Source organism: Fictibacillus nanhaiensis, from assembly GCF_023715445.1.
GTDB classification, from domain to species: Bacteria; Bacillota; Bacilli; order Bacillales; family Fictibacillaceae; genus Fictibacillus; species Fictibacillus nanhaiensis_D.
The window spans coordinates 1-13,994 of the sequence record NZ_JAMBOD010000002.1 but is presented as its reverse complement, the minus strand read 5'-3'; the positions used below and the strand labels follow the sequence as shown (position 1 = coordinate 13,994).

Annotated in this window: 12 protein-coding genes; 10 read left to right on the top strand and 2 right to left on the bottom strand. The window is 32.9% G+C overall.

The window, feature by feature from the left end; all coding sequences use genetic code 11:
* The first annotated feature begins 29 nt into the window (after nt 1-29).
* The 10 genes from M3196_RS08035 to galE all read left to right on the top strand — a co-directional run bounded on the left by M3196_RS08035 (nt 30) and on the right by galE (nt 12,610).
* On the top strand, nt 30-1,850 hold the full coding sequence (locus tag M3196_RS08035; protein ID WP_276531308.1) for a polysaccharide biosynthesis protein: 1,821 nt from the start codon (nt 30-32) through the stop codon (nt 1,848-1,850).
* 273 nt (nt 1,851-2,123) lie between these two features.
* Nucleotides 2,124-2,753 carry a sugar transferase gene (locus M3196_RS08030; protein WP_251321764.1) on the top strand — a complete coding sequence of 210 codons (630 nt, stop codon included), beginning with the start codon at nt 2,124-2,126 and terminating at the stop codon, nt 2,751-2,753.
* Nucleotides 2,750-3,592 carry an NAD-dependent epimerase/dehydratase family protein gene (locus M3196_RS08025; RefSeq protein ID WP_251321763.1) on the top strand — a complete coding sequence of 281 codons (843 nt, stop codon included), beginning with the start codon at nt 2,750-2,752 and terminating at the stop codon, nt 3,590-3,592. The genes M3196_RS08030 and M3196_RS08025 overlap by 4 nt, the downstream gene beginning before the upstream one ends.
* 2 nt (nt 3,593-3,594) lie before the next feature.
* Entirely contained in the window at nt 3,595-4,737 is a 1,143-nt protein-coding gene (locus tag M3196_RS08020) for a glycosyltransferase family 4 protein (RefSeq protein WP_251321762.1), read from the top strand.
* A complete protein-coding gene (locus M3196_RS08015; protein ID WP_251321761.1) occupies nt 4,738-6,039 on the top strand; it encodes a polysaccharide pyruvyl transferase family protein in 1,302 nt (433 codons plus the stop codon).
* Nucleotides 6,036-7,190 carry a glycosyltransferase gene (locus M3196_RS08010; RefSeq protein WP_251321760.1) on the top strand — a complete coding sequence of 385 codons (1,155 nt, stop codon included), beginning with the start codon at nt 6,036-6,038 and terminating at the stop codon, nt 7,188-7,190. The genes M3196_RS08015 and M3196_RS08010 overlap by 4 nt, the downstream gene beginning before the upstream one ends.
* Before the next feature lie 50 nt (nt 7,191-7,240).
* Nucleotides 7,241-8,692: a hypothetical protein gene (locus M3196_RS08005; RefSeq protein WP_251321759.1), complete on the top strand. Its 1,452-nt coding sequence runs from the start codon at nt 7,241-7,243 to the stop codon at nt 8,690-8,692.
* Between the two features lies 1 nt (nt 8,693).
* On the top strand, nt 8,694-9,674 hold the full coding sequence (locus M3196_RS08000; RefSeq protein ID WP_251321758.1) for a glycosyltransferase family 2 protein: 981 nt from the start codon (nt 8,694-8,696) through the stop codon (nt 9,672-9,674).
* A gap of 274 nt (nt 9,675-9,948) precedes the next feature.
* Nucleotides 9,949-11,367 (top strand): hypothetical protein, encoded by a 1,419-nt coding sequence (locus tag M3196_RS07995; RefSeq protein ID WP_251321757.1) that lies wholly within the window; start codon nt 9,949-9,951, stop codon nt 11,365-11,367.
* Between the two features lie 244 nt (nt 11,368-11,611).
* Nucleotides 11,612-12,610, top strand: a complete 999-nt coding sequence (galE, locus tag M3196_RS07990) for a UDP-glucose 4-epimerase GalE (protein WP_251321756.1) — start codon at nt 11,612-11,614, stop codon at nt 12,608-12,610.
* A 147-nt stretch (nt 12,611-12,757) separates the two neighbouring features.
* Here galE and istB read toward each other — a convergent pair whose 3' ends face one another.
* Both istB and M3196_RS07980 read right to left on the bottom strand, forming a co-directional pair.
* Nucleotides 12,758-13,513, bottom strand: coding sequence for an IS21-like element helper ATPase IstB (istB, locus tag M3196_RS07985; RefSeq protein ID WP_251321755.1), 756 nt, complete (start codon nt 13,511-13,513; stop codon nt 12,758-12,760).
* Nucleotides 13,510-13,779, bottom strand: a complete 270-nt coding sequence (locus M3196_RS07980; protein WP_251321754.1) for a hypothetical protein — start codon at nt 13,777-13,779, stop codon at nt 13,510-13,512. The genes istB and M3196_RS07980 overlap by 4 nt, the downstream gene beginning before the upstream one ends.
* Nucleotides 13,780-13,994 lie beyond the last annotated feature (215 nt).

The window sequence follows — 13,994 nt, the reverse complement described above, 5'->3', positions numbered from 1 at the left end:
ATAAATACAATGAAAAGAAGGGATTTAATTTGAGCTATCAAAAACGAGTATCGATGTTGATCTTACTTGATTCAGTGATTGTTTTAACAGCCATTTATATGGGCTATTTCACTCTTCATCCTTACTTCAACATCTATACATTTAAAACACTCGTCATTAGCTCCATCGCTTTACTCGCTAGCCATCATTTGTTTGCATTCAAATATCGTCTATATCAAAAAGCGTGGGAGTATGCAAGCATTGGGGAAATGCTGGGTATAGTACGTGCTGTAACACTATCTATACTATCAGCTGCAATTATACAGTTTATTGTTAATGGTAATGTTTATGTACGTGTATTGGGAATTACTTGGATGCTACATATTATTCTAATTGGTGGTTCTCGTTTTTCGTGGAGAATGTATAGAGACTATTACTTACGCCCAGAAGTGAAAAAAAGCCGTGCTCTAATCATTGGCGCTGGATCTGCAGGATCCATGTTAGTACGCCAGTTGATTAAGAGTCACGATACAGACCTTCTACCAGTAGGATTTGTAGATGATGACCCTAAAAAAGAAAAGCTGCAAATTTATGGGGTAACGGTTTTCGGAAGAACAAAAGATATTCCGACATTAGTAGAAAAACTTAACATTGAAAATATCATTATCGCCATTCCTTCATTAAGTAAAAAAGAAATTCAGAAGATATATCAAGAGTGCAGCAAAACAAATGCAAAAACTCAAATCATGCCTATGATTGAGGATATTGTTTCTGGTAAAGTAGCAGTCAACCAATTCCGTGAAGTTCAAGTTGAGGACTTACTAGGAAGAGAACCCGTTCAGTTAGACATGGAAAGTATTTCTAAGAAAATTACGGGTAAAACCATTCTTGTTACAGGGGCTGGTGGATCAATTGGTTCCGAGATCTGCCGCCAAGTAAGCAAATTCAAACCAAATAAACTTCTATTATTAGGGCATGGTGAAAACTCCATCTATCAAATCGACATGGAATTACGAAATAGACACGGTAAAGATTTTGAAATTATACCTATTATTGCAGATGTACAAGACCGTGACCGTATTTTTGAAGTAATGAGTGTACATGCGCCAGATGTAGTTTATCATGCTGCTGCTCATAAGCATGTGCCGTTAATGGAATATAACCCGAAAGAAGCGGTTAAGAACAATGTAATCGGAACAAAAAATGTGGCAGAAGCTGCAGATATGTTCGGAGTAAAGACATTTGTACTTGTATCTACTGATAAAGCTGTAAACCCAACTAATGTAATGGGATCAACGAAACGAATAGCTGAAATGGTCATTCAACAATTAAATAAAACAAGCCAGACAAATTATGTAGCTGTACGATTCGGGAATGTTTTGGGTAGCAGAGGGTCAGTTATTCCATTGTTCAAAAAGCAAATTCAATCTGGTGGGCCAGTTACGGTTACACATCCTGATATGACCCGGTATTTTATGACGATACCAGAAGCTTCACGATTAGTTATGCAAGCGGGTGCGTTAGCTCGTGGTGGAGAAATCTTCGTCTTGGATATGGGAGAACCCGTTAAGATTGTAGACTTAGCAAAGAACCTTATTCATCTTTCCGGATACAACATCGAAGAGATCGGGATTAAATATGCAGGTATTCGTCCTGGTGAGAAGATGTATGAAGAACTCTTAGGGGAAAATGAAGTGCACAAAAAAGAGGTTTTCCCAAAGATTTTTATAGGGAAAACCGTCGAATTTGATTATGAGAGAGTATCTAACCTCATTGAAAATCATCAATCATTTGATGCTCGTTTTTTATCTGATTATGTTTTGGAGTTAGCAAATAAAAAAGAAACATTATTAGTGAAGAATGTGAATTAAAGAAACAAGTGGGGTCCTTTTTTGTAAGGATCCCGCTTGTATGTTGGGTAGGTAAGAAAGAAGCTAATATTGCAGGTATATATAATAGTAGAAACTCGGCTATTGTGTAATGAAGTGAATAATTTTCTTGTATATGTTTTGTAGATTGAATAGATATTACATCAGGTATATTAATTAGGTTGTTTAGTGGATTAGTAGTTGGATGGAGAGTCTAATGATTTCCAACTAAGTCCTAACTTACTAAAAAATAGCTTTTTAAGGAGTGTTACACGCATGTATATGAAAATTAAAAGATTGATAGATATTATTCTTTCTTTAATTGGACTTATAGTATTATCACCGATTTATTTAATTTTAATCATTTCTATTAAGATTGACTCAAGAGGGCCGGTTCTGTTTAAGCAAAAACGTGTCGGTATCAACAAGACACATTTTAATATCTTGAAGTTTCGTACCATGAGAATAGATACGCCTAAGGACACTCCAACTCATTTATTAGGTAATCCAGAACAGTATATCACAAAGATGGGTAAATTCCTGAGGAAAACTTCACTTGATGAGCTACCACAGATCTGGAATATCTTTGTTGGGCGGATGAGTATTATTGGGCCAAGACCAGCACTTTGGAATCAGTATGACTTGATAAAAGAAAGAGATAAATATGGTGCTAATGATGTTCCTCCAGGACTTACCGGATGGGCGCAGATTAATGGTAGAGACGAACTTCCTATTGAGGTAAAGGCAAAGTTGGATGGGGAGTATGTTCAGAAGATTAGTCTTGGGATGGATGTTAAGTGTTTCTTTGGTACCATTGTAAGTGTTGTGAAGAGCGATGGAGTTGTTGAAGGTGGGACTGGAGCTAAGAAGGAAGTTGCTAGTAGTAAGGAGAGCATTTCTAAATGAAGAAGATATTAATAACAGGTAAAAATAGTTACGTAGGGATGAGCCTAGTGAAGTGGCTTGGAAAAAATCCCGATAAATATTCTATAGACTGTATTAGCTTAAGAAATAATGGTTGGAAAGAAAAGGAATTCTCGGTGTATGATGTGGTACTTCATGTAGCTGGGATAGCACATATAAAGGAAACAAAGGAAAACGCACACCTTTATTATAGGGTAAACCGTGACTTGGCGTATGAAGTTTCTCAAAAAGCAAAAAGAGAAGGTGTTAAACAGTTCATATTCCTTAGTTCCATGAGTGTTTATGGAATTGAAAGTGGTGTAATTGATAAAAACTCCCCACTTAAACCTAAAAGTAATTATGGCAAATCTAAACTACAAGCAGAGGAATTAATAAACCCCTTAGGGAGTAATGAATTTAAGATTGCATTTATTCGTCCACCAATGATTTATGGTAAAGGTTGTAAAGGTAACTATGCAAGATTAGGAAATCTCGCACGAAAACTTCCAATATTTCCAAGTATTGAGAATAAGCGTAGTATGATTTACATTGGTAATCTATGTGAATTTTTACGATTAATAATAGACGAATCTAAATCTGGTTTGTTCTTCCCTCAGAATGCTGACTATGTATGTACATCAGAAATGGTCAAAATGATAGCAGAATTACATGGGACCAAGATGAGGATGACTAAATTGTTTAATTTAATCCTAAGACTAATTAGTATTAGCACAATAAAGAAAGTATTTGGTGACTTGGTATATGACAAGCAAATAGATGAATACAAAAATAGATATACGATTTATGATTTTGAAACATCTATAAGATTAACGGAGAAATGAAAATGGAAAAGAAAAAAGTATTGTTTGTTGCTACTGTCGTAAAAGCTCATATCATGGTGTTCCATATTCCCTTTTTAAAATGGTATAAGGAGAATGGGTATGAGACATCTGTTTGTGCAAAGAACGATTATGAAAATAAAGAAGACTGTGTCATACCTTATTGCGATAATTATTATAACCTTCCTTTTGAGAGGTCTCCAATTAAATATAATAATTTTAAAACATATAAACAACTAAAAGATATTATTGACTCCAATGAATTTGATATTATTCATTGTCATACACCTGTGGGTGGAGCTTTAACCCGTCTAGCTGCAAAAGATGCTAGGAAAAAAAATACTAATGTTATATATACAGCACATGGGTTCCATTTTTACAAAGGAGCACCATTTCTGAATTGGTTGATATATTACCCTGTTGAAAAATGGCTCTCAAGATATACAGATATATTACTTACTTTAAATAAAGAGGATTATAAAAGAGCAAAAAAGTTTAAGGCCAATAGTATTGAATATATACCAGGTGTTGGTCTAGATAATAAAAGGTTTAATGAAATAGAAGTGGATAAGAACGAAAAGAAAAGAGAAATAGGAGTAAAAAAAGATAGCTTTATAATTCTCTCCGTCGGCGAGCTAAATAAAAATAAAAACCATGAAGTAATCATTAAAGCAATAGCGAAGATAAAAAATAGAAATATTAAATACTTAATCTGCGGACAAGGGCCCTTGGAGAGCCAATTAAAAGCATTGGCCCAAGAATTAGGTATAGAAGAACAATTAATCCTAATGGGTTATCGCAATGATATAGATGAAATTTGTAAGGCTTCTGATTTATTTGCTTTCCCATCTTATAGGGAAGGTCTTTCTTTATCCCTAATGGAGGCTATGGCCGCAGGGTTACCTGTAGTGGGTTCCGATATAAGAGGGAATTCAGACCTAGTCGACAATGGTAAAGGTGGGTACTTAATAAGTCCAGAAGATGTACATGGATATTCAAAAAATATCAAAGCTATAATGAATGATCAGCAATTAAGTGAGAAAATGGCAATGGAAAATAAAAAAAGAATAAAAGATTTCTATTTTGAAAATGTATTAAAGAAATATAGCGGCATCATAACCAAAATTAATAAGGCGAGGTCTAAATAGATGAATAAAATCGTAATTCTTCCAGCAAATAATGACTTGAACCGAGGTGATCAAGCACTTATTTGGCAAACTATAGAAGTAGCTAAGAGGTCCGGGTTAGATGGAGAATTTTATATGTTAGCTGAGAAGGAGTCTTTAACTGAACAATCTCGATCGATAGGGATTAAAGTGCTTAATCCAATTTTAAAACATCCTGGTAGAAAATTTAAGTCTAATAAAAACAATGATTACAATATTAAACTACTTTTAAAATGGGGTTCTGTCGCTCTATTTGACCTGATAGGAAGTCTATTAATATTTCCAAAGGTCACACGAACTATTTTATATCCATTTTTATCTAAAAAAAGTAAACAGACGTTAAATACGATTAAGGAAAGTGAAGCTTGTTTCGTAAAAGGCGGTGGATTTATTCATTCCAGTGGGAAACTAACCGATTCTTATACTATATATTATTTACTTTTTCATATCCTACTGGCTCAATCATTCAGAAAACCGATCTACGTGATGCCGAATTCCTTTGGCCCATTTCAGGGGTTTAGAGTAGAATGGTTGGTGCGTAAAGTATTAAGCCGATGCGAATTAGTGACTGTACGGGAGAGTATATCGCAAAAAATGCTTTCAGATATTGGCGTAGAGTCACAGTTGTACCCAGACCTAGGGTTTTCTTTAAATAAAAATGAACGGTCTAATGATGAATTAGATGAACTACGAAAAATTTTCCCAAATAGAGAGTTAGTTGCTATAACAGCTCGACCATATAGATTTCCAGGGAGTAGTGACCCTAAAACAAAATACGAAAACTATATCAATAATATGGTTTTATTTTCAAAATGGCTTTTTGAAAATGATTACCTCCCTGTTTTTATCGATCACACATTGTCTGAGACAACTCACGAAAGTGATAAGAGTTGTATATTAGAAATTACTTCAAAGTTAAAAAACGATGAGTATTCTATGATCGAGAACAAAGATTACACTAGCAGGGATCTAAAGGCTATTTATAGTGGATTTAATTATGTAGTAGGAACTAGGTTTCATTCAGTAATATTTGCTTTATCTGAAAGTGTACCTTCAATCGCTATAACTTATGGAGGGAATAAAGGGCAAGGCATAATGAAAGATTTAGGCCTAGCAGATTATGCAATTTCTATGAGTGAGTTCGATGCTGAGAAAGCAATTCAAAGTTTTGTTAAATTAAGCAAGAATCAAGAAACTATTCGACTAAAACTGCAAAAACAAAGACAAATTATTGAGCAAAAACACCATGAGTTATCTGATAGGTTAAAGGAGAAGCAATTATGATCTTTTTTCATGGCCATAAATTTATAAATAAAAATGGTAAATATTATACAAGTGGTTCATTAAATAATGGGGTGTTTCAAAGATATCTACATTGGTTTGGTGAAGTAACTGTATTTGCAAATGAACGTTCTGCTACGAAAGAACATGCCAAATTAATTAACGATAATAACGAAGTTACTAATGTAAATTTAGATCTGATTAATACAAAAGTTAATCTTCGGAACTTTATAACTGTGATTAGAAAAGTAAAAAAAGCAGTATATAATCATGATTATATTGTGGTAAGGATGCCAAGTTTTTATGGAATAGTGGCTGTAAGATATGCCCAAAAAATGAATAGAAAATATTTGGTTGAAGTAGTTGGGTGCCCTTGGGATGCATTCTGGAATCATAGCTTAAAAGGTAAAATAATTGCCCCATTTATGTGGCTTTTCACAAGAAAAACATTAACAGATGCCCCGTATGCCGTATATGTTACGAATGAGTTTTTACAAAGCAGATATCCAACTAAAGGAAAATCAATTGGTTGCTCAGATGTGGTACTACCTAGACTAGAAAAAGGTACTTTAGAGAAGCGAATCGAAAAAATTAATCTTGTGGAAAAAGGCAAGCCAATTATTATTGGTACAACCGCAGCAGTGAATGTGCGGTATAAGGGTCAAGAATATGTAATCAAAGCTGTATCAAAATTAAATAAAGAAGGTCATAATTTTGAATATCATCTCGCTGGAGGTGGTGACAACCAATATTTAAAGTCTGTTGCAAAAGAATATGGTGTAGAAGATAAAGTTTTCTTTTTAGGAGCCTTACCTCATGATAAAGTTTTTGATTACCTCGATAATATAGATATTTATATTCAGCCAAGTAAGCAAGAAGGATTGCCAAGGGCTTTGGTTGAGGCGATGAGTAGAGGGTGTCCTTCTTTAGGATCAAAAACAGGGGGAATTCCTGAGTTATTAAATAAAGACTTTATATTTAGAAATGGTGCAGTTGATGAAATATGTGAGTTGCTTAAAAAGATGGATGAAAAAATGATGCTGTCCGAAGCTAAGAGGAGTTTTAAAAAGGCTAAAGAATTTGATAAGGAATTTTTAGATAAGAAGAGGACGAATTTTTATAAAGGATTTGTAGATAACGTAAAAACGGTTTAGGGCTTATAAATTTGTAAAAGTGAAACGTGTAAACCAATAGGAGCGGTTCAATGAAACAGCGAAGTGAGTTACAGTTTAAAAATGGTTTTAAAAAGAGATTTTTTTTTACCACGTTAATTTTAGCATTTGGCGTTACAATTTACACTTTATTATTTACAACTAATACCACTTATAATTTACTATGGTTATTGCCGTTTGGTTATTTTGTGAGTACCCTAGTATATTATGGAGTTTTCACTAAAATTAATTATAACTACGGTGTGGTATTTATAGTTGCTAACATAATCATATTTATTCGGTACGTTTTAACACCTTTTTCAATTGTATTTTCGTCAGCATATAGTGGTCTCGGCTTTGGCCCTAATCCATCACAAACCAGTATGAGTTTAGCGATAATCTTAATGGTATTCGAACTTATATCAGTTTATTTCATAACGATATTTGCTATTTTGTACTATAAAAAGAAACAACAATCAAGCTCCGAACTGACAATTAAGGTTCTTAGTAATAAAAGTATTATTATTATTTTTATGGCGTTAACACTACCAATAATTTTAGCAGTAAGTCCGGATTCTTTAATACCTAATACTCTATCCTCAATAGGTGATAACACTGAAAATATATCTAAATTACCGATGTCAGGATTCTTTTTACTAATTATTCCGGTATTAAGGCTAGGGTTTTTGCTGGTCAGTTTATCCTTTATTAAAAAGATATATGACAAAAGTAATAATGGATTTTTAATAATTTTAGCTTGGTTAGTTGTATTTATTTATTTGGGTATGCTCATTTCGACATCTCGTTGGATCATTGTTTTTTCAAGTATTGTATGTATGTTAGTAATGGCTCGTTTGTTCCCAAAAACTCCTAAAGTATTTTATGGAATTCTTATTTCAATGACTGTGGTAATATTTGCCTCGATTTCTATTTATAAATTTACCTGGGCACTAGATTCATCCCTAAATCCATATAGAGGTATTTTCAATGTGCTTTTTGGGCAGTTTCAGGAGTATTTTTCTGGACCACGAGTAGTTGCCCAGTCTTTAGATATGGTGGGTATTTTTGGAGGCCAAATGGGTTTATCTACTTTAGTCAATGATTTTTTGGGAACTATTCCTTTACTTTCCAATTATGTAGATCAAAATGATCGTATCAATGTTTATTTTAATCTTTATTTGAACGTAGGAAATGTATCTCATATTATTCCGATGATAGGTAATAGTTATGCATATTTTCCCTTTTTCCCAGTATTATTTATGCTAATTGCACAATGGTTAATGTTAAGATTTGATTTTAAGTCACAAAATGAAGAACATATAGAATTTAAGTATATATATGCATATACAGGGTTGTTTTTTGCTATGAGTATGGGATTTAATGTTCAGATAATATTTGGAAATTTTATTATGTACTTTTTATTACCATGGTTCCTCTTTAGTATAAATCGTAGAGTCAGATTGAAAACATCTAGTTATAGATTGAGTAATAAAGGAGGTTATTAGATTGCCTTTTCTTAGTATTATAGTACCTATTTACAATATAGAAAAATATTTACCTCAATGCATTGAGAGTATATTGGGGCAATCATTTAATGATTTTGAATTGATTTTAGTAGATGACGGGTCACCTGATAATTGTTCTAATATATGTGACCAATATGCTGCCTCTGATAACCGTATAAAAGTTATTCATAAAAAAAACGGAGGATTATCTGATGCACGTAATGCAGGACTAGATGTTGCTTTAGGAAAGTATCTCCTTTTTATAGATGGAGACGACTATATGAAGGAATTAACACTAGAAAAAATTATGCAAGCTTTTAAGCGGAATATTATTGATATAGATATGCTAATTTGTCCTTTAATAAAAACGTACCCAAACGGTCAAGAAATAATTGATTATTTACCTATCAATAGTGAACATCAATTACTTGATCAGAATAATATGTTGGCAAAGATGATAATTAGTAGGACCACTTTTTGGGGTGCTGGTAAAAATGTTTATCGCAGATCAATTATTGAAAAAAATAAGTTGCAATTTAAATTTGATTTAATAGGGGCAGAGGACTGTGAATTTTTTATGCGATATATTCGTCTTTGTCAAAGTTTTTTTCTAATTAATACACCGGTTGTGAATTATAGATTAGAGAGAGAGGGATCTATAACTAATGTAATGTCATCTTCTGCTATAATGGGCCAGCTTCAGGTTTTTTACAATAATTATCATGTATATAAAAGTGAAAAACAAAATGAGAAAACACAAGTAAAAACCTTTTTTGCGAATAAATTTGCAAACACTATTTCACTTCTACCCTATTTAAGGAATAAAGTTGATTTAAGAAATGTTTTACGTTTTATACAATCTCATAAACACATATTAAATGACACAAGAGGACGGAAGTATAGTGTTGCAAAGATGTTTTGGTTAATTTTTGGTTACAATGGGGGTTCCATACTCCTGCAAAAGATTAAGAAATTGGTATGAAATCAGCTAATGTAATATTGTATCACATAGTTCGGAAATGTTTTAGAATTTCCCCCACTCACTCGATTAGTTTAAAGTTCTTGAAGGTCTTAAGCGATAATGATAAATAGTTTTCTACTTGAGTACACTTGAGCAAGCTATTAGACAACTTAACCAACAATAAAGGTGAATTTTGAAGTACTAATCTTTGTTAAAACTGGTCGATACTCAACAAAAATGAAAATTTAAATATGGAATATTATTACTTCGTCTAAAATTCTAGTGGGGTATAAACATGAATATCAAAGCATTAAATCTAATTAAAAATTTTTCATACACATTTATATCGAATTTAATATCAATGTCGGTATCAATTTTGATTGTTCTAATATTGCCAAAAGTATTAGGTGTTGAGGAATATGGTTATTTTCAATTGTTTGTTTTTTATGCATCATACGTAGGATTTTTACATTTTGGATGGAGCGATGGTATATATTTAAGGTATGGTGGATTACATTATAAAGAGTTGAATTATAGATTACTTAATAATCAATTCATAATGTTAGTTCTATCACAACTATTTATCTCGATTATTATTGTAACTGTATCAAGCTTTCTATTAGATGATAAAGATAGGTTATATATTATTAAGATGATTGCATTATTAGTAGTAATAGTAAATTCTCGGTATATACTTATACATATATTCCAGGCTTCTAATCGGATAAGGGAATTTGCTAAAATTACTCTGTTAGAGAAAGTAATTTTTATTTTTTCAGTTACTTTATTTATACTATTTGATATGGTAGGTTTTAAATTTTTTATCATTTCTGACGTCATCGGTAAATTGATTTCATTGATTGTAGCTATATATTTTTGTAAAGATATAATATTTAATACATTGAAAAACTTTCATTTTAATATTAGAGAAACAATCCAGAATATAAATGCTGGATATAAATTAATGTTTGCTAACATTGCTGGAATGTTAATTATAGGAGTTGTACGATTTGGAGTTGAAAGAACGTGGGATATAGCTACCTTTGCAAAAGTATCACTCACATTAAGTATTTCCAACTTTTTGATGATTTTCATAACTGCTATAGGTATAATAATTTTTCCGATTCTTAAAAGGATTGATCAAGATAAACTCCCAGAAGTTTATAATGTAATAAGACACCTGTTAGGCGCATCTTTGTTATTGATCCTAATATTTTATTATCCCATAAAAATAGCTTTAATGTATTGGTTACCTAATTATAAAGAGAGTTTGATTTTTATGGTATTAGTTTTTCCAATGGTAGTATTTGAAGGGAAGACAGCTTTGTTAATAAATACTTATTTAAAAGCTTTAAGAAAAGAAAGGTTAATGCTAATGGTCAATGCTATTTCATTATTATTTAGTGTGCTATTAACTGTAATATTTACTGTTGGTTTGAAAAATTTAGAACTAGCTATATTATCATTCCTAATAGCATTAGTATTTAAATCTATTTTTTCTGAGGTATTATTAGCAAAATGCCTAAAAATTAAAGTAACTAAAGATATAATATTAGAAATTTATATGGTTTCTTTATTTATTATTTCTAGTTGGTTTTTAAATACTTGGACAGCTTTTGTGTTTTATGGTCTTGTTTATATATTTTACCTTTTAGTTAAAAGGAATGAGATATCAAAGAGTATAAATAAAATTAAAACACTTGCAAGAAACTAGAGAGTTTTTTGTAATTAATATAGAAATATCGGTAAGGCGGGAATTTAGATGCCTTGGAAAAAATTAAAAGTTAATAAAGTTACTTGGAATTAAGAAGAAAAGGTTTATTAAAAGATTCATTTTTAAAATATTTTGTGCACAAAAGAGATATTATAACAAACAGTTGCATTGAGAAGAGGAACAATTATTATATAGGCATTACATGTAAAGGATTATTTAATTTATAAAAAGGAGATATTGTTCTATGAACATTCTAGTTACCGGGGGAGCTGGATATATAGGCTCACATACCTGCATTGCTTTGTTGGAAGCGGGGCATTCAGTCATTGTTGCTGATAATCTTTCTAACAGTAAGAGTGAGACTATTATGAAAATCATGGATATAGCTGATAAAGAAGTTACTTTTTACGAGATAGATGTAACAGATGCAGAAGCTGTTGATATTATTTTCAGAAATTACAAGATTGATGGTGTTATTCATTTTGCTGGTCTTAAGGCAGTGGGTGAATCTGTAGAAAAACCACTAGACTATTATTATAATAACATCGTCAGCACCTTGGTTCTTGCTAAGGCTTGCCAGAAATATGGTGTAAATCGATTTGTCTTTAGCTCATCAGCAACAGTGTATGGAGATAATAAAGTACCTTTTATAGAGACAATGGATCTCCTACCAACAACGAATCCCTATGGTGAAACGAAAGCTATGAGTGAACGAATATTAACTGATATAGCAAATGCAAACCCTGTTTTTTCAGTTTCAATTCTTCGATATTTTAATCCAGTAGGTGCCCATGAGAGCGGACAAATAGGTGAGGCACCTAACGGAATTCCTAATAATCTAATGCCATATGTAACTCAAGTAGTAAAAGGTAAACTTGAGAAATTACGTGTGTTTGGAAATGACTATCCTACGGTGGATGGTACTGGGGTTCGCGATTACATTCATGTAGCGGATCTTGCTGAGGGCCATGTTGCCGCATTGGAAAATCTAACTGAAGGTGTTCATGTTTATAATTTGGGAACCGGTAAAGGTACTAGTGTACTAGAATTAGTGAAAGCTTTTGAAAAAGCTAATGATATTGAAGTTCCTTATGAAATCGTAGATCGAAGATCTGGGGATATTGCTTCTTGCTATGCCGATGCTTCAAAAGCAAAACAGGAACTAGGATGGACAGCCAAACGTGATATTATTGCAATGTGTCGTGATGCATGGCGCTTTGAAAAGAATTATAAATCTCCATAAACAAATTTATCCAGTAGGTAAGGATATAAGTATTTTCTCTTCTGAAGTCATCCACTTTCTTCAACGGAATTTTGGAATTGAGTTAGATGTCAAGGCCAGCTATAACTTCCCCAAAATGTCCGGTTTAAAAATCCCCAGAAGGAGTTCTTACGAACCCTTCTGTTTTTCGTTCTGTAACTTCTTTTCTTTCATCCGATAACTTTCTCCATTTAAGTTGAATATGCGTGAGTGATGTAAGAGTCGATCTAGCATGGCAGTTGCTATTACTGGATCCCCGATGATATCCCCCCATTCACCAAATGATTTGTTGGATGTAAGAATAATTGAACCTCTTTCGTAACGTCGTGCAATCACTTGAAACAAGTAATGAGCACTGTGATTATCAAGTTTCATATAGCCCATCTCGTCAATGATGAGTAGGCTAGGTTTTACAAAAGATCGAAGTTTCTTTTCTAGCTTTTGATCAAGGTCTGCTTTCCTCAATTGCGAAACTAGATCATGAGCTGAAATAAAATATGTTTTGTACCCATGAGAGATGGCTTGCAGTCCGATGGAAACAGCTAGATGTGTTTTTCCAATTCCGGGTGGGCCTAAGAAGATAGGATTCTCATGGTTCTTTAAGAAGGACAAGGTCATTAGTTCCTTTACTCGCCGTTCATCAATAGAGGGCTGAACCGTAAAATCAAATTCATCTAGTGTCTTTCGGAACGGAAGTTTCGAAAGCTTAATAAGTGTTTTGGTCGTTCTTTGATGTCTTTCAATGACTTCTGCCTCTAAAAGGCTGAAGAGAAACGAAGAATATGGTACATTATTTTTAGCTGCTTGATCGGCAATCGCTGACCATTGTTCAGCGATGACAGACAAGTTTAGCTTTCGGCAATACTCATTCATGTTTTCGTTCATGATTCACCTCTCACGAGGTCGTCATAAACGGAGAGAGAACGAGTATTTACCGGTATTGTGGGAACAGAATGCGGGGCGGCAACCACGGCACTCTGTTTCTTTTTTATTTGGTCTGCTAAAGAAATAACAGATGCAGATGTTTGTATGGCCGTAATTTCTTCACCTTGATAATAGAAACGCATCACTCCAGATAGCGATTGTTTCACTAGAATTTCTTTTACTGCAAATTCTTTTGGAAGCAGCCATTTATGACCTTTATAAGACAAGGTACTATCAAAATGTGTTTTCCGATAAACACGATAACTTGTATCATAATCAAGCTTTTGTAGAGAACCCAGCTTTTCTTCAGACCATTGAAAACAACGGTGGTAAAATCCCTAATAACAACGGTGTGAAATTCCCCAATAATAACGGATAATTATCTCAAAAACAACTTGGAGTGTAGACAGATAATGATCAAGGATGGGGAATTTTTTATGAT